This is a genomic window from Caldanaerobacter subterraneus, from assembly GCF_004345675.1.
Taxonomy (GTDB): Bacteria; Bacillota; Thermoanaerobacteria; order Thermoanaerobacterales; family Thermoanaerobacteraceae; genus Thermoanaerobacter; species Thermoanaerobacter subterraneus.
In genome coordinates this window covers 2501-18637 of sequence record NZ_SLWU01000021.1, presented here as the reverse complement: position 1 = coordinate 18637, position 16137 = coordinate 2501, and the positions used below count along the sequence as shown (strand labels likewise).

Here is a 16137-nt window from a genome sequence, read left to right as displayed (position 1 = left end):
GCGAGTTCCTGTTTCTTGGGACAGGGGCTATGGCTTTTCCAAATACCGCCTGCTGGGGCTGGGAAAGCCTGAAAGGCGGATTACAAATACCCCAGCCGCCAATACTGTGCAGTTTTGCACAGTTTGGTTGACCAGGTTATCAAAAAGAAGCTGCCGGAACTTGAAAAGGCAGTAAAATTCCTTCTTGAAAAGGAGAGTTAAAAATGTTTTACAAACTTGACGAAGAACATTATGTTGAAAATTCATTCCTCTTTCACCTTCAAAGGCTTGGATGGAAGATTTATAGACAAAACAAAGATAACCCTGAGGATACAAAAGAAATAATATCGTTCACTTCTTCATTAGAACCTGAATATGGTAAAAACCAAAAATTCAGAGAAAGTTTTAATGAAGTAATCCTTGAGGGAGTTTTAAGGGAGTCTTTAAAGAGAATAAACCCATGGATAGAAGATGACCAAATAAGTGAAGTTGTTCGAAGAATTACAACACCACAAGCTAACTCTCTTTTAGAGGCAAATAAAGAAATCCACGACTTGCTTTTAGAGAACACCTCAGTTTCTGAAAATAGAAAAACAGGAGAAAAAAGCCCAACTGTTAAGTTTATTGATTTTAAAAATCCGGACAATAATTCATTCATTGCTATATCACAGTTTAAAGTGAATATAACGGGAACTGAAAAACATATTGTTCCCGATTTAGTCCTTTTTGTGAATGGTTTGCCTCTTGTGGTGGTTGAATGCAAATCTCCAGCCATTGCTGACCCAATTTCTGAAGCAATTACTCAGCTTATGCGCTATTGTAACAGACGTGGCGCAATTGAGGGAAATGAAAAGCTTTTTTGGTACAACTTATTCTTAGTAGCTACATCCAATCAGGTTGCAAAGTATGGCACAATAACCTCAGAGTATGAGCACTTTGTTGAGTGGAAAGACCCTTATCCTTTTTCACTGTCAGACGTAAATCCAGATGGAAATGTAACAAGCCAGCAGGTTTTGATCCATGGGATGCTTTCAAAAGAAAACCTTCTTGATTTGCTTCACACATTCACCATCTTTAAAGAAGATCCAAAGAGCAAAATGATAAAGGTTGTTGCAAGATATCAGCAATTTAGAGCAGTAAAGAAGATGATAAAAAGGTTAAAAGAGGGCAAGACACCAGAGGAAAGAGGAGGAATTGTTTGGCATACACAAGGCTCTGGTAAATCTTTGACAATGATGTTTATGGTTCGAGAACTTTATCACAATCCTGAGTTTGGAAACTACAAAGTTGTTTTTGTCACAGATAGAAGGGATCTTGAAAAGCAGTTAAATGAAACATCAAGAAGTGTTGGATTTACTGTTAAGTTAGCAAGAAGCATTCAGGAGCTTAAAGAACTTTTAAAAACTGACACACCCGAACTTGTTATGGCTATGGTTCATAAATTTCAAGAGAGGGAATTAAAAGGAGAATTTCCTGTCCTCAATACATCACTTAATATTCTAATAATGATAGATGAAGCACACAGAACCCAATACAAGCTGCTGGGTGCAAATTTAAGAAAAGCTCTTCCAAATGCAACAAAAATAGCATTTACAGGTACACCTATAGAAAAGACCGAGATGACATTTGGCGATTACATAGACAAGTACAGCATAAAGCAGGCAGTTGAAGATGGTGTGACTGTTGAGATTGTATATGAAGGAAGAGTACATAGCGCAGAGCTTTCAGACGAAGAGGCAGCAAATGCAAAGTTTGAAGATGTTTTCAAAGATGCTGACAAAAATACAAAAAGAATGATAATGGGAAGATTCACATGGAGAGCATATCTTGAAGCTGAAGAAGTTATCCGTGACAAAGCAAGAGATATGATACAGCACTATATAACCCATATATTTCCAAATGGATTTAAAGCTCAAGTTGTTACAGTATCACGTCTTGCTGCAATAAGATATAAAAAAGCACTTGAAGAGGCTCTCAAAGAAAAAATTTCTGAGTTAGAAAAAGAAAATAATTCAAAAATAGATTTAGAAACATTGAAAAAGTTAGAGGTTGGTGTGGTTATTTCAGGAGCTCAGAATGACCCACCTGAGTATCATCCTTATACTGACCCCAATGAGCACGAAAGGATAATCAAAAGTTTTAAGCTTCCATTTGACAAGGTGGATGAAAATGGTATCAGCGGTAATGTGGGTATTTTGGTTGTTCAAAATATGCTAATAACTGGTTTTGATGCACCTATGGAGCAGGTTATGTATCTTGACAATGTGATTAAAGGACATAACTTGCTACAAGCTATTGCAAGAGTGAATAGAGTATACAAAAATAAGTCTTGTGGTTTTGTTGTTGATTATGTAGGTGTTTTGAAACATTTAAAAGAGGCACTGGCTATTTACACAGATGAGGATATTGAGGAAATTTCAGAGGTTGTAAAGAACAAAGCAAAGAGCATTGATGAGCTTAGGTATGTTCACAATCTTATTGAAGAGTTTTTTGAAAAATATGGCATCAAAAACTGGCGCCAGAATGTAGATGAATGTATTGATATTCTTCTTGATGAGCAAGTTAGAAATGAGTTTATAAATCTTGTAAGAAAATTTAATCGCTCTATGGATGAAGTTCTCCCAGACCCAGCAGCCTTAAAATATGTTACTGATTTAAAAATTCTTGCCTTCATAAAAGAGTCTGCAAGAAATAGATACAGAGATAGTAAGCTCAGTGTAAAGGACGCAAGTAACAAAATAAGAGAAATTGTTGAAGAATATCTGATTTCTCAAGGTGTAGATCCTAAAATACCACCTACTCCGCTTCTTGAAGATAAATTTCTTGAAAAACTTCATAAAAACTCAAGCAAAGCAAGAGCTCAAGAACTTCAGAGTGCAATTATTGAGTATATTGATGAACATTGGGAAGAAGATCCAGAATTTTATGAGAGGTTTTCAGATAGATTGAAAAGGCTTCTTGAACAATACAAAGAAAATTGGGATGTGCAGTGTATTGAATTAGAAAAAATGAGAGAAGAATTAAAGAAAGGAAGAGAGGCAGAAGAAACTTACGGGTTCGATCCAAAGAAAGAAATGCCGTTTTTTGGTTTATTAAAAGACAAAATATTTGGGAACAAACCTGTAACTGAACTTTCTGATAGAGAAATAGATTTTCTTGTTAGCTTGACAAGAGACATTATAGAATTAATAAGTAGGGAAACACAAACAGTGGATTTTTGGGAAAGTTTGAGTAAACAAAAACGACTCAAGAGTTATATCATTTCACATTTACTTGAAAAAATTTCTCCCTCTGCTTCCCAAAATAATTATGAAAGTGTAAAGGAAGATGAAGAGGTATATGTTACCAGTAATTCAATTCCAAATATAATATTCAGTAGAAGAAATGAAATAGCTCAAAGACTGCTAGAACTAGCTTATCATCATTTTAGGAAGTGATGGTATGGTGGACATTAAAATTGAAAAGATAATACGCTCAAGAAGAAACACTATAGCTTTACAAATGACAGATAATGCTACACTTATTGTTAAAGCGCCTTTTGATGTAGATGAAAAAACTATTTGGAGTGTTATTCAAAAGCATAAGAAATGGATTGAGAAGAGAAAGAAAGAGATAGAGACAAGAGATCCTAAAGCTTTGCAAAAAGAATTTGTTAATGGGGAAGGTTTTCTATATCTTGGCAAGTATTATAAGTTGTATGTAGTAGAAAATCAGGATGTGCCTCTTAAATTTGAAAATGGGTTTTATCTTTCAAGAGGTGCTTTGCCAAGAGCAAGAGAGGTTTTTATAGATTGGTATAAAAAAGCTGCTTATGAAAAAATATCAGAAAGGGTAAATTGGTATGCTCAAAAAAGAGGTTTTCAATACAACAGAGTTAATATAACAAATGCACAAAAAAGATGGGGTTCCTGTTCTGCAAGTGGCAATTTGAACTTTTCTTGGAGGCTCATTATGGCACCGATTTCTGTAATAGATTACGTTGTTGTTCACGAGCTTGTACATCTTGAAGAAAAAAATCACGGGAAGGATTTTTGGATAAAAGTAAAGGTGCTTATGCCTGATTATAAAAAATATGAGGATTGGCTGAGAAAGAATGGATACTTATTAAATTTATAAAGGAATAGCGAATAAATAAATCCAAATGATTTCTTTTATGGAGGCTAGAATTATAAAGTCCCTTGAAGAAGTAAAAAAGGTGCTTGAGGAACATAAAGAAGAAATTAAAGAAAAAATACGGAGTAAAATTTATGGGTATTTTTGGTTCTTTTGCAAGGAATGAACAGACAGAAGTAAGTGATATTGATATTTTGATTGAATTTGAAAGGCCAATAGGGCTTAAATTTTTTGAGCTTGCAGATTATCTTGAGGAAATATTGGATATGAAAGGTGATTTGGTCACATTTGAAGCAGTAAAGCAGAAACAGAGGCTTTGGGATAATGTAAAGGAGGATTTAATTTATGTTTTACCAGCCTGTTCTTGAGACTTCAAGGCTTATATTGAAGAAGATAAGCTTGGAAGATGCGGAAGATATGTTTGAATATGCCAGTGATCCGGAAGTTACAAAATATGTGTCGTGGGAATATCATAAGAATATTGAGGATTCTTTAAAATTTATTAATCTTTTGTTGTTAAGGTATGAAAAGGGAGAGCCATCAGATTGGGGATTGTATTTAAAAGAAAATGGTAAATTAATTGGTACTTGTGGTTTTTTATTTATTGATGGAAGAAATATGATAGGAGAAATAGGTTATGTGCTTGGTAAAAAATATTGGAATAAAGGGATTATGACAGAGGCTGTTAGAAAAGTAATAGAGTTTGGTTTTGAAAAATTAAATCTAAATAGAATACAAGCAAGGTGTAAGGTAGAAAATGTTGCTTCTGAGAGGGTAATGCAAAAAGTGGGTATGAAGTTTGAAGGAGTGTTAAGAGAAGCAGTTTTTGTAAAAGGGAGATTTTGGGATATGAAGATGTATTCTATTTTGAAAAGAGAGTATGAAAAGAATAGGGAAGCCTAATTACTTTTTAAGCACATTGCTTTAAAATGCCTTGATTTTTTGTATAATATACTTGTGTAGTATAAAAAGCTAAGCAAACAAATAACAGGAGGAGTTGGCATTGGCTATAGCTATTGTAATGTTTGTGGTTTTTCTTGACCAGTTTACAAAATACCTTGCGGCAAAGTATTTGATGCCTGTAGGAAGTTATCCAGTTATAAAGCATTTTTTTCATCTGACTTATGTGGAGAATAGAGGGGCAGCTTTTGGAATGTTACAGAATAAGACTTTATTTTTTATTGTGATAACTGTGGTGGTGGGAATTGTCTTGATTTATTCAATGATTAAGCTTCCAGAAAATAGTTTGTATAATTATACGCTTGCTATGATTTTAGGGGGAGCCATAGGGAATCTCATAGATAGGGTAAGACTTGGATATGTAGTGGATTTTATTGATTTTAAGTTTTTCCCTGCTGTTTTTAACGTTGCCGATTCTTTTATTGTTGTGGGAGCAATTATACTTGGATATCTTATGATTTTTAAGGGCGGGATAAGATGAACATTGTAGACAGAATAGTTTTGCTAGGAGAAAAAGAGGACGAAGGAAAGAGAATAGACGTATTTCTTGTTTCAGAGCTTGACTATTCCAGGTCATATATTAAAAAGTTAATTGAAGAAGGGCTTGTACTTGTAAATGGGAAAAATGTAAAACCTAGTTATAAAGTAAAAGAAGATGATGAAGTTGTAGTAAATATTAAAGAAGCGGAAAAGATTGAAGTGGTGCCTGAGAATATACCTCTTGATATCCTTTATGAAGATGAGGACATAATTGTGATAAATAAGCCTCAGGGTATGGTTGTTCATCCTGCGCCAGGGAATTATAGCGGTACACTTGTGAATGCTCTTCTTTACCATTGTAAAAATTTATCAGGAATTAACGGCATACTGCGACCTGGAATAGTGCACAGGCTTGATAAAGATACTTCAGGGGTCATGGTTGTCGCTAAAAATGACAAAGCTCATATGAGTCTTTCAAATCAGATAAAGGAAAGAAGTGTGCTTAAAAAATATGTTGCAATTGTAGAAGGAGTCATAAAGGAGGAAGAAGGGAAAGTTGAAGCACCTATTGGAAGGCATCCTGTTGATAGAAAGAGGATGGCTGTAGTCCAGGACGGAAGGTATGCACTTACTTTGTATAAAGTTTTGGAGAGATTTAAAAACAATACTTTTGTGGAGGCGACCATAAAGACAGGCAGGACTCATCAGATAAGGGTGCATTTGAGTTATATAGGTCATCCTGTCGTAGGAGACCCTGTGTATGGATATAAAAAACAAAAGTTTAAGTTGGAAGGGCAGGCATTGCACTCCAAAGTTCTAGGGTTTATTCATCCGACAAAAGGGGTGTACATGGAGTTTGAAGCCCCTTTGCCCGATTATTTTACAAGATTGCTCGAAATTTTAAGGGCAGAGAAAGACAGGGATTAATTTTTTGCCCTGCCTTTATCTGCTCTGTATATTTCGTCTTTTTCAGGTGGAAGAATTTTTTCTTTTCCGGAAGAAGTTATCAAATACCTTCCTTCTTTCACAATTTTTCCTATTATTGTAGCTTGTATTCCTTTTTCAGATAAGGCTTTGACTATTCTGTTCCCATCTTCTGCAGTGATCAACATGGAACCGCTGGATATTAATTTTAACGGGTTTAATCCAAAAAAATTGCATATTTCTTTTGTTTCATGTCGAACAGGCAGCTTTTCTTCGTATATTTCAATTCCTAGTCCTGATGCTTCGGAAATTTCATAAGTTGCTCCTAGCACTCCTCCTTCTGTTATATCATGCATGGCATTTGCGCCATTTTGGGAAGCTATTAGACCCTCCTCTATTACGCTTATTTCGTTTATAAAGCTTTGTGCTTTTAAGACAAAGTCTTTCCCGAAATGTTTGATGAGCAAATCCTCATAATCTGTTGCCAAAATTGCTGTTCCTTCAAGTCCCAAAGCTTTTGTTACAATTACGTCATCTCCTATTTTAGCCCCTTTTGAGGTTATGTATTTTCCTTTTCTAGCAATTCCAATTGCTGTTGTGCTTATTACAGGTTTATTTACTGCTTGAGTTACTTCAGTATGCCCTCCTAAAACTTCAATTCCTATCATTTTAGAAGCTTTGTCAATTTCCTGCATTATATTTTTAAGCATTTGTTCCTCTGTGCCCTCTGGAAGAAGTATTGTGGTGAGTATGCCAATAGGTTCTGCGCCGCAGGCTGCAAGGTCATTGCAGGATATTATGACAGATAAAAAGCCGCTCAATTTATCTGCTGCTGTAATTGGGTCTGTGGAAAGAACTGCTACGTATTCACCAAAATCGATTATGCTGGAGTCTTCTCCTAACTGGGAGTGAACTAAGACTTCTTTTCTTTTTGTGCCAAGATAAGGGAAAATGGACCTTTTCATCACTTCTACAGGAATTTTCCCTATTTCTAGCTTCATTTTGTCACATCCTTTTTTCTTGATATTTAGAGCGAACAATTTCATATTACCACAATTTTTGCTTTTTTTAAATATTCCCTATGGACAACTTGAAGAGAATGTGGTAATATATAAAAAAAGCCTTTAAGCAGTCCTGTGAGGCTGGCAAGGTCTTATAAAAAGAAGTACCAGAAACCTTCTTGCCAGTGCAAGAAGGTTTTTTTGGAGGTTGTAGGATGAGAGTAAAAGCAGAGATAATGGACGAAAAAGCTATAGATAGAGCTTTGATAAGAATAGCTCACGAGATTGTTGAAAGAAATAAAGGGATAGAGGATGTAGTTTTAGTAGGCATTAAGACAAGAGGAGTACCTCTAGCTAAGAGAATTGCGAGGTACATCTCTAGAATAGAAGGGAAAGAACCTCCAGTGGGGTCTCTTGATATTACGCTGTATCGGGATGACCTCACCACAGACCTTGAACAGCCTGTAGTAAAGAAGAAAGATATTGGAGTGGATGTAGCCAATAAAATAGTGGTTTTGGTAGACGACGTGATATACACAGGCAGGACTGTGAGGGCTGCAATGGATGCCATAATTGACCTGGGGCGACCCAAAGCAATACAGCTTGCTGAGCTTGTGGACAGAGGTCACAGGGAACTTCCTATAAGGCCTGACTATGTTGGGAAGAATGTTCCGACATCTAGAAGCGAGATAATTCAAGTGATGCTGGAAGAAGTGGATGGAGTGAATAAAGTAGTTATAACTGAAAAGTAGCACCTTTAATTTAGCCCAGCGAGGCTAAGAAGGGAGAATATAGATCTATTCTCCCTGAGTGTTAAACTTGACGAGGGGAGGATTTTTTGTGCCTAAAATTAAATTCTTGATTTTTACAAAAAAGTATATTTTAAGAAATAAGAGTAGTTCCATTTCACTTTTTTGTGAAATGGGGACTACTCTTTTTTTAAAGGAGGGAAAAGGTCATGCTCAAAAAGGACCTTCTGGGGATTAAAGACCTTACAAGAGAAGAAATACTGGAAATTCTGGATTTGGCCTTTGAGATGAAAAAGCTGTTAAACGGTGAAAAGTATTCCCAAGCCTTAAGAGGAAAAACTGTGGTGACAATCTTCTTCGAGCCCAGCACAAGGACAAGGCTGTCTTTTGAAATGGCTGCCAAATACCTAGGAGCCCATTATGGAAATATAGAGGTGGCTACCAGCAGTGTGGTAAAGGGAGAGTCCCTCATAGATACTATAAGGACAGTTGAAAGAATGAAAGCAGATGTGATAGTGACAAGGCACAATATGAGTGGAACTCCTCACCTTCTTGCGAAATACACAAATGCTTCCATCATAAACGGAGGGGATGGCATAAATGAACATCCAACACAGGCGCTTTTGGATATGATGACTATAAAGGAGAAAAAAGGGGATTTTAAAGGATTAAAAGTTGCTATAATAGGTGATATTATGCACAGCAGGGTGGCAAGGTCTAACATATGGGGGCTTAAGAAATTGGGAGCAGAAGTGAAAGTGGCGGGACCTTCCACACTAATGCCTCCTCAGATAGAGAAAATGGGGGTCAAAGTCTGCTATAACGCTGAAGAGGCTATAAAGGATGCAGATGTTGTGATGGGATTGAGAATTCAATTGGAAAGGCAAAAAAGCGGGCTATTTCCTTCAATTGAGGAGTACAGGGAGTATTTCGGAATAAATGAGGAGAGAATGAGACTGGCAAAACCTGACGCTATTTTGATGCACCCAGGTCCTATCAACAGGAATGTGGAGGTTACCTCAGGTGCTGCAAATGCTAGTTACTCCGTAATAGAGGAGCAGGTAACAAACGGGGTGGCTGTGAGGATGGCACTTTTGAAAATTCTGTGTGAGAGGAGGAATTAGAAATGAGGATCGTGATAAAAAATGGAATTGTGATTGATGGTTTTGGCGGTGAAGAAAAAGCCGACATCTTTATAAATTACGGCATAATAAAGGGGATTGACAAGAATATCGATGTTTCCGATGCTATAGTGATTGACGCTGAAGGCAAATATGTGCTTCCAGGTTTTGTAGACATGCACACCCACCTAAGACAGCCGGGTTTTGAGGAAAAGGAGACCATAAAGACAGGAACAGAGTCGGCTGCAGCAGGGGGCTTTACTACTGTCGCCTGTATGCCTAATACCAATCCTCCTATAGACAGCGAAGTAGTCGTAGAGTATGTGAAGGCTGTGGCTCAAAGAGAAGGAGTAGTGAAGGTACTGCCTATAGGGGCTATGACAAAGGGGATGAAAGGCGAAGAAATAACTGAAATGGCAAAGCTGAAAAAGGCTGGAGTCGTTGCTTTATCTGATGACGGCTTCCCGATAATGAGCGCGGGAATTATGAAAAGGGTTATGACTTATGGCAAAATGTATGACCTCCTTATGATAACTCACTGCGAGGACAAGACGTTGAGCGGAGAAGGAGTTATGAACAGCGGGATAATTGCTACAATGCTGGGGCTTAAAGGAATACCGAGGGAAGCGGAAGAAGTGATGCTTGCAAGAAATATAATACTGGCAAAGGCGACAGGTGCGAAGCTTCACATTGCCCATGTTTCCACTAAAGGCAGTGTAGAGCTCATAAGAAGGGCAAAAGAGGAAGGGGTAAGTATAACAGCAGAAGTTACTCCTCACCATCTTACCCTCACAGATGAGGCAGTCTACAATTACGATACCAATACAAAAGTTTTCCCGCCCTTGAGGACTAGGGAAGATGTAGAGGCTTTGATAGAAGGGTTGAAGGACGGCACTATAGATGCGATCGCTACAGACCACGCTCCTCATACTAAAGACGATAAAAAAGTTCCCTATGACATGGCTCCTTTTGGAATATCAGGTCTTGAAACGGCGTTTTCTGTTATAAACACTTTTCTGGTACAGACAGGTATAATCACTATGAAAGCCTTAGTGAATTACATGAGTATGAATCCTGCAAGGATACTGGGAATATCCAATGGAATAAGGGTAGGAGCTACTGCGGATATTGTGATTGTTAATCCCCATGAAGAATATACCGTGGATAAAGAAAAATTCAAGTCAAAGGGCAAAAACACCCCTTATCACGGGATGAAATTAAAAGGAGTTGTGGAATACACAATAGTGGAAGGGCAAATAAGGTATCAGAAAAACAAGAAATTTGAAAAGGTCGAGATATGACTTTGATGGAAAGAAGGGGAAATATGTTTGTGGACAGGCTGATAGAAAGTGTCAAGGTCAAAAAAACCCATGTGGTTGTGGGACTTGACCCGCGAATTGAGATGATTCCGGATTTTATAAAAGAAGAGGCGTTTAGGAGAAAGGGAAATGGGGTAGAAGGAATTGCAGAAGCCATGTACCTTTTCAACAAAGGGATAATTGATGCTGTGTATGACCTTATTCCTGCTGTGAAAATTCAAGTTGCCTTTTATGAGGCTTATGGGATAGAGGGCTTTAAAGCTTTTTTCAGAACTGCGGAGTATGCTAAAAGTCTAGGCCTTATAGTGATAGCAGATGTGAAAAGAGGGGATATACAGGACGTTGCTAAAATGTATTCGAAGGCGTATCTTCAGAACCCTTTGTTTGATGCAATCACTGTAAATCCCTATATGGGTGAGGACAGCATGGTACCCTATTTAGAAGATGTGGAGAAGTTTGGCAAGGGCATATTTGTCCTTGTCAAGACTTCTAATAGGAGTTCAAAGGACGTACAGGATATTGAAACTAAAAAAGGCAGCTATGTGTACCAGGAAGTAGCAAAAATGATAAGCAGGCTCTCAAAAATGACAGTCGGTAAATACGGGTACAGTTCCATAGGGGCTGTGGTAGGTGCAACATATCCTTTTGAAGCGAAAATACTAAGAGAAGAGATGCCGCGGTGTTATTTTTTGGTACCAGGATATGGAGCACAGGGGGCAACAGCCGAGGATGTAGTAAATTGCTTTGATGAAGAAGGATATGGAGCGATAATAAATTCATCTAGAGGTGTAATATATGCCTACAGGAGCGATTTTTGGAAAGAGGCCTATTCGGAATATGAGTATGGTCAGGCGGCAAGAGAAGAAGTGATTTTGATGACGGGCATGATCAACAATGCCCTTGTAAAAAGAAAATACATTGCCAGTTGAGGTGGAAGATGAAGGCAAGAGTATTGTCCAATAGAGGAATAGCATCTAGCGTCTATGAAATGACATTTGAGTGGAAAGGAAAAAAACCTCATCCAGGGCAGTTTCTAATGATAGACTGCCAGGGAAAGACCTTTTTAAAAAGGCCGTTTAGTGTGAATGACTTTGAAGAGGAGAAAATGACAATTCTCTATCAAGTAAGGGGAGAAGGCACAAAAAATTTGTCTCAGATGAAAGAGGGAGATATTCTTGAAATAACTGGCCCTCATGGCAATGGATTTGAGATTTTGGAAGGAAAGAGAGTTCTTATAGTGGGCGGAGGAGTAGGAATTGCTCCCCTTTTGTACCTTGCTAAGAAAGTAAAGGCACAGAAGCTGTACATCGCTCTAGGCTTTAAAAGAGAAACTTTTCTTGTGGAAAAATTTGAGGGGTTAGGGGAAGTTGTAGTGACTACAGAAGAAGGAAGTACGGGAAGAAAAGGATTGGTAACTTCTGTAGTTGAGGAAATGATAGGAGAAGTGGATATAGTATACGGATGTGGACCAAAGCCCATGTTAAAAGCTCTTCAGGAAATTTCGATGAAGGCAAACGTCTTATGCCAAATTTCTTTAGAAGAGAAAATGGCCTGTGGTATTGGGGCCTGCCTTGGATGTGCGTGCAAGGTCAGAGAAGATAAAGGCTTTTCTTACAAGAGAGTTTGCAGAGATGGGCCGGTTTTCTGGGCAGAGGAGGTGCTATTTTGAACCTATCGGTTGAGATTGGAAAGATAAAGCTTAAAAACCCTGTGATTACTGCCTCAGGAACTTTTGGTTTTGGCAGGGAGTACAGTGAATACATCGACCTTAATAAATTAGGAGCGATAGTTGTAAAAGGACTTACTGTAAAGCCAAGGGAAGGCAATCCTCCGCCCAGGTTGTTTGAGACCGCTTCTGGGATTTTAAACAGCATAGGCCTTCAAAATCCGGGAGTAGATGCGTTTATTGAAAGGGAACTTCCTTTTTTGAAAAGTTTCGATGTTCCAGTGATTGTAAATATTGCTGGGGAAACGGTTGAGGAATTTGTGTATATGGCAGAAAAACTTGATATTGAAGGGATAGAAGGGATTGAAATTAACGTTTCCTGCCCCAACGTGAAAAAAGGCGGAATGGCTTTTGGTGTAAATCCAGATGATATTTTTGACATTACAAGAAAGGTTAGAAAGGCTACCAGTAAGACTGTCATAGTGAAGTTAACCCCAAATGTAACAGACATAAAAGTTTGCGCAAAGGCTGCGGAAAAAGGAGGAGCAGATGCTATATCTTTGATTAACACGGTGGCAGGAATGGCTGTGGACATCGATAAAAGGAGGCCTGTTTTTGAGAATGTAATTGGGGGTCTATCCGGGCCTGCTATAAAGCCTATTGCTCTTAAAATGGTGTACGAAGTAGTCACAGTTGTGAGCATTCCTGTGATAGGCATGGGAGGAATAATGAACTACAAAGATGCTTTGGAATTTTTAATTGTAGGTGCAAGAGCTATTGCAGTGGGAACTTGTAATTTTGTAAATCCTTACTGTACTGTTGAGATTATTGATGGAATAAAAAAGTACATGGAAGAAAACGAAATTGAAGACATAAATGAAATTATTGGAAGTATAAAAATTTAAAGAGGGGATTTGGAAATGGAAAAAGAAAAGGTTTTGGAAATTTTTGAAAAACTAGAAGTTATAAATAAAGGGCATTTTCTGCTGAGTTCTGGGAAACACAGTGATACGTACCTTCAATGTGCAAAGATATTTCAATATCCTAACTGTAGTGAAATTTTTAGCAGGGAATTGGCAGAGAAGTTCAAAGGATACAGAATAGATGTGGTAATAGGCCCTGCGATTGGAGGCATTATATTGGCGTATGAGGTTGCGCGGCAAATCGGTGTAAGAGCTTTATTTGCGGAAAGAGAAGACAATGTTATGAAGTTGAGAAGAGGATTTGAGATAAGTAAAGGAGAAAGAGTATTGGTGGTAGAAGATGTAGTGACAACAGGAGGTTCTGTAAAAGAGGTAATAGAATTGGTCAGATCTTTAGGAGGAGAAGTGATAGGAGTAGGAACTATTGTTGATAGAAGCGATGGGAAAATAGATTTTGGTGTGCCTTTTGAGTCAATTGTAAAGTTACAGATTAAAACTTATGAAAAAGAGGAATGCCCTCTTTGTAAAGAGGGTATTCCTCTGGTAAAGCCAGGAAGCAGAAAGCTTTAGGGCACTAACATCCTTATAACTTTCATCGTTTCAGGGCCCACAATGCCGTCTACTTTAAGGCCGTTGTCTTGCTGAAATTTCATGACGGCCTTTTTTGTTCGGGGGCCAAATATGCCGTCTATGGGGCCAGGGTCATAGCCTAAACTCTGAAGAATCATCTGAAGTTCTAGCACATCGTACCCTGCTAATCCTTCGTACAGAAGGCGAGAACCCAATTCTTGTCTTTCCATTTTTTCACCTCATCTATGCACTTTCCCTCTTTACAGGGTATGCATAAGATGAGGGGAGTGTTCCTTTAAAATACCTGAAGTATAAGGCACTTAAGATATTGGGTTTCTTCGGAAGCCAGCAGTATTGGGTGGTCTTTTGCCTGTGTCCTTTGTTCCACAAGTCTTATGGTCCTTTTAGCGTCAGAAGCTGCTTCTTTTACTGTATTTAAAAACATATCGGGTCTTATGTGCTGAGAACAGGAACAGGTGATGAGAAATCCCCCTTCTCTTATGATTTTTAAAGCTCTTAAGTTTATCTCTTTGTATCCTCTTAAAGCGTCTTTAACTGTTTCTTTGCTCTTTGTAAAGGCAGGAGGGTCCAGTATTACTGTGTCAAATTTTTTCTTTTCTCTGTCGTACCTTCTCAAAAGGTCAAAGGCGTTCTCTCTTATAAACTCAGCCCTTTGTTGATAGCCGTTTAGTTCTACGTTCTTTTTTGCCATTTCAAGTGCTTCTTCAGATATATCCACTATTTCTACCCTTTTTGCTCCATAGTGAAGAGCGTGAACGGCAAAAGAACCCGTATGGCTAAAACAATCCAGTACTTCGGCCCCTTTTACATAATTTTGAATTGCTCTTCTATTTTCTTTTTGGTCCAAAAAATAACCTGTCTTCTGTCCATTTTCCATATCAACCCAAAATTTAATGCCATTTTCTTTGAACTGCTGTACAGGGTCAAACTTTCCGTATAAAAATCCTTTTTGCTGAGGTAGGCCTTCAATTTCCCTCACGTTGACATCATTTCTTTCAAATATGCCTTTGGGATTTAATATTTCTACGAGGAGTTTCACTATCGTTTCTTTGTATTTGTCTATACCCAGTGAAAGAGTTTGTATGACAAGATAATCTCCAAATTTGTCTACAATCAATGCTGGTAGAAAATCCCCTTCTCCAAATACAACTCGACACGAATTAAGATCTTCCATCACTTTTTTTCTGTATTCCCATGCTCTTTTAATTCGCCTTCTAAAAAATTCTTCGCCTATTTCCTCTTCAGGGTCTCTTGTGAGAATTCGCACGGATATCATCGATTTTAAGTTTATGTATCCTTTTCCAATAAATTCTTTTTTATGAGTGAGCACATTTACAATATCTCCAGGGATGTAATCTCCCTCAATCCTGTCTATCTCAGTTCTGTATACCCAAGGATGTCCATCTAATATTCGCTTTATATTCATGTTTCTTAAGATTACGTCTGCCATAGCACCTCTCCTTACGGTTTTTGATAAGTTTTTTATACCACAGATGTCTTGATTTTGCAATTGTATATTGACATGGCAAAGAAAGCAGGATTAATATTTAGAGGGGTGATGAGTATGCAGGAGATACTAGGCAAAATAAGAAGAGCGGTGCAGGACTTTGAGATGATACAGGAGGGAGATGCTATAGCTGTCGGAGTGTCTGGAGGTAAAGACAGCATCACGCTTCTTTACGGATTACATCTTCTCAAAAGATTTTATCCAATAAAGTTCGAGGTAATGGGACTCATGCTATCTTTAGGGTTTGAGAATTTCGACCCCACTCCTATAAAAAACTTCTGTGAAGAAAAGGGTATTCCTTTTTTTGTTAAGCATACCGAAATAAAGAAAATCGTGTTTGACTACAGGAAAGAGAAAAATCCCTGCTCTTTATGCGCAAATCTAAGGCGAGGTGCTCTGAATGACTTTGCAAAGGAGAAGGGTTGCAACAAAGTGGCTCTGGCACATCATTATGATGACTTGATAGTTACTTTTATGATGAATTTGTTTTACAATGGAAGACTTCACACTTTTGAACCTGTCACGTTTTTGGACAGGTCTAAAATTACACTAATAAGGCCTTTGATTTATGTGAGAGAGAAGGAAGTGAGAAGTGCAGTGAAAAAAAACAACCTACCTGTTGTGGAAAATCCGTGTCCTATGGCAGGGAATACTACTCGCCACTCAATTGAGAATTTGATTAGAAATTTAGAAAAAGAAATCCCTGAATTGGGCAAGAGAATTTTTACGGCCATAAAAAAAGATGTTTTTCAATTGAAAAATTGAGTAAAAAAAAGCTATGTGCAAAAATTGCGCAGGTTTTTT

The 16137-nt window shown here is 37.8% G+C and carries 17 protein-coding genes; 14 read left to right on the top strand and 3 right to left on the bottom strand.

The features are described from left to right. The first annotated feature begins 203 nt into the window (after positions 1 to 203). The 6 genes from EV203_RS09720 to EV203_RS09695 all read left to right on the top strand — a co-directional run bounded on the left by EV203_RS09720 (position 204) and on the right by EV203_RS09695 (position 6459). Positions 204 to 3416: a type I restriction endonuclease subunit R gene (locus EV203_RS09720; RefSeq protein WP_132040319.1), complete on the top strand. Its 3213-nt coding sequence runs from the start codon at positions 204 to 206 to the stop codon at positions 3414 to 3416. A 4-nt stretch (positions 3417 to 3420) separates the two neighbouring features. Beyond that, complete coding sequence (locus tag EV203_RS09715) at positions 3421 to 4095, top strand: M48 family metallopeptidase (RefSeq protein ID WP_132040317.1); 675 nt, start codon at positions 3421 to 3423, stop codon at positions 4093 to 4095. A gap of 83 nt (positions 4096 to 4178) precedes the next feature. Continuing rightward, positions 4179 to 4460: a nucleotidyltransferase family protein gene (locus tag EV203_RS09710; RefSeq protein WP_132040315.1), complete on the top strand. Its 282-nt coding sequence runs from the start codon at positions 4179 to 4181 to the stop codon at positions 4458 to 4460. Further along, positions 4438 to 4995, top strand: coding sequence for a GNAT family N-acetyltransferase (locus EV203_RS09705; protein WP_132040313.1), 558 nt, complete (start codon positions 4438 to 4440; stop codon positions 4993 to 4995). Before EV203_RS09710 ends, EV203_RS09705 begins: the two co-directional genes overlap by 23 nt. Before the next feature lie 100 nt (positions 4996 to 5095). Beyond that, positions 5096 to 5533 (top strand): signal peptidase II, encoded by a 438-nt coding sequence (gene lspA, locus EV203_RS09700; RefSeq protein WP_043883906.1) that lies wholly within the window; start codon positions 5096 to 5098, stop codon positions 5531 to 5533. Continuing rightward, entirely contained in the window at positions 5530 to 6459 is a 930-nt protein-coding gene (locus EV203_RS09695; RefSeq protein ID WP_132040311.1) for an RluA family pseudouridine synthase, read from the top strand. The genes lspA and EV203_RS09695 overlap by 4 nt, the downstream gene beginning before the upstream one ends. Here EV203_RS09695 and EV203_RS09690 read toward each other — a convergent pair. After that, positions 6456 to 7457, bottom strand: a complete 1002-nt coding sequence (locus EV203_RS09690; protein ID WP_132040309.1) for an AIR synthase family protein — start codon at positions 7455 to 7457, stop codon at positions 6456 to 6458. The two genes, EV203_RS09695 and EV203_RS09690, sit on opposite strands and share 4 nt — an antisense overlap. 215 nt (positions 7458 to 7672) lie before the next feature. On the opposite strand from EV203_RS09690, the gene pyrR reads away from it, so the two are divergent. The 7 genes from pyrR to pyrE all read left to right on the top strand — a co-directional run bounded on the left by pyrR (position 7673) and on the right by pyrE (position 13805). Continuing rightward, entirely contained in the window at positions 7673 to 8209 is a 537-nt protein-coding gene (pyrR, locus tag EV203_RS09685; protein ID WP_011025784.1) for a bifunctional pyr operon transcriptional regulator/uracil phosphoribosyltransferase PyrR, read from the top strand. A 206-nt stretch (positions 8210 to 8415) separates the two neighbouring features. Beyond that, a complete protein-coding gene (locus EV203_RS09680; RefSeq protein WP_132040307.1) occupies positions 8416 to 9330 on the top strand; it encodes an aspartate carbamoyltransferase catalytic subunit in 915 nt (304 codons plus the stop codon). Positions 9331 to 9332: 2 nt separating this feature from the next. Next, a complete protein-coding gene (locus EV203_RS09675) occupies positions 9333 to 10628 on the top strand; it encodes a dihydroorotase (RefSeq protein ID WP_132040305.1) in 1296 nt (431 codons plus the stop codon). A 23-nt stretch (positions 10629 to 10651) separates the two neighbouring features. Then, positions 10652 to 11575, top strand: coding sequence for an orotidine-5'-phosphate decarboxylase (gene pyrF / locus EV203_RS09670; protein ID WP_132040357.1), 924 nt, complete (start codon positions 10652 to 10654; stop codon positions 11573 to 11575). 8 nt (positions 11576 to 11583) lie between these two features. Next, entirely contained in the window at positions 11584 to 12315 is a 732-nt protein-coding gene (locus EV203_RS09665; RefSeq protein ID WP_132040303.1) for a dihydroorotate dehydrogenase electron transfer subunit, read from the top strand. Beyond that, positions 12312 to 13217 carry a dihydroorotate dehydrogenase gene (locus EV203_RS09660; protein WP_011025778.1) on the top strand — a complete coding sequence of 302 codons (906 nt, stop codon included), beginning with the start codon at positions 12312 to 12314 and terminating at the stop codon, positions 13215 to 13217. The genes EV203_RS09665 and EV203_RS09660 overlap by 4 nt, the downstream gene beginning before the upstream one ends. A gap of 15 nt (positions 13218 to 13232) precedes the next feature. Further along, positions 13233 to 13805, top strand: a complete 573-nt coding sequence (pyrE, locus tag EV203_RS09655; protein WP_132040301.1) for an orotate phosphoribosyltransferase — start codon at positions 13233 to 13235, stop codon at positions 13803 to 13805. On the opposite strand, the gene EV203_RS09650 is transcribed toward pyrE, so the two are convergent. Together EV203_RS09650 and EV203_RS09645 are read right to left on the bottom strand one after the other, a co-directional pair. Beyond that, the gene (locus EV203_RS09650) at positions 13802 to 14035 is read right to left on the bottom strand and encodes a peptidoglycan-binding domain-containing protein (RefSeq protein ID WP_132040299.1); all 234 of its coding nucleotides are present in this window, start codon (positions 14033 to 14035) and stop codon (positions 13802 to 13804) included. The genes pyrE and EV203_RS09650 overlap by 4 nt on opposite strands. A 65-nt stretch (positions 14036 to 14100) precedes the next feature. Then, the gene (locus tag EV203_RS09645; protein ID WP_011025776.1) at positions 14101 to 15276 is read right to left on the bottom strand and encodes a class I SAM-dependent rRNA methyltransferase; all 1176 of its coding nucleotides are present in this window, start codon (positions 15274 to 15276) and stop codon (positions 14101 to 14103) included. A 114-nt stretch (positions 15277 to 15390) separates the two neighbouring features. On the opposite strand from EV203_RS09645, the gene EV203_RS09640 reads away from it, so the two are divergent. Further along, on the top strand, positions 15391 to 16098 hold the full coding sequence (locus EV203_RS09640; RefSeq protein WP_132040297.1) for a PP-loop family protein: 708 nt from the start codon (positions 15391 to 15393) through the stop codon (positions 16096 to 16098). The last annotated feature ends 39 nt before the right edge of the window (positions 16099 to 16137 follow it).

Coding starts and splice junctions, on each gene's coding strand:
- EV203_RS09640 (WP_132040297.1), top strand. CDS start 15,391: ATGCAGGAGATACTAGGCAAAATAAGAAGAGCGGTGCAGGACTTTGAG.
- EV203_RS09645 (WP_011025776.1), bottom strand. CDS start 15,276: ATGGCAGACGTAATCTTAAGAAACATGAATATAAAGCGAATATTAGAT.
- EV203_RS09695 (WP_132040311.1), top strand. CDS start 5,530: ATGAACATTGTAGACAGAATAGTTTTGCTAGGAGAAAAAGAGGACGAA.
- EV203_RS09705 (WP_132040313.1), top strand. CDS start 4,438: ATGTTTTACCAGCCTGTTCTTGAGACTTCAAGGCTTATATTGAAGAAG.
- EV203_RS09650 (WP_132040299.1), bottom strand. CDS start 14,035: ATGGAAAGACAAGAATTGGGTTCTCGCCTTCTGTACGAAGGATTAGCA.
- EV203_RS09680 (WP_132040307.1), top strand. CDS start 8,416: ATGCTCAAAAAGGACCTTCTGGGGATTAAAGACCTTACAAGAGAAGAA.
- EV203_RS09720 (WP_132040319.1), top strand. CDS start 204: ATGTTTTACAAACTTGACGAAGAACATTATGTTGAAAATTCATTCCTC.
- pyrE (WP_132040301.1), top strand. CDS start 13,233: ATGGAAAAAGAAAAGGTTTTGGAAATTTTTGAAAAACTAGAAGTTATA.
- EV203_RS09665 (WP_132040303.1), top strand. CDS start 11,584: ATGAAGGCAAGAGTATTGTCCAATAGAGGAATAGCATCTAGCGTCTAT.
- EV203_RS09690 (WP_132040309.1), bottom strand. CDS start 7,457: ATGAAGCTAGAAATAGGGAAAATTCCTGTAGAAGTGATGAAAAGGTCC.
- EV203_RS09715 (WP_132040317.1), top strand. CDS start 3,421: ATGGTGGACATTAAAATTGAAAAGATAATACGCTCAAGAAGAAACACT.
- EV203_RS09675 (WP_132040305.1), top strand. CDS start 9,333: ATGAGGATCGTGATAAAAAATGGAATTGTGATTGATGGTTTTGGCGGT.
- pyrF (WP_132040357.1), top strand. CDS start 10,652: ATGTTTGTGGACAGGCTGATAGAAAGTGTCAAGGTCAAAAAAACCCAT.
- pyrR (WP_011025784.1), top strand. CDS start 7,673: ATGAGAGTAAAAGCAGAGATAATGGACGAAAAAGCTATAGATAGAGCT.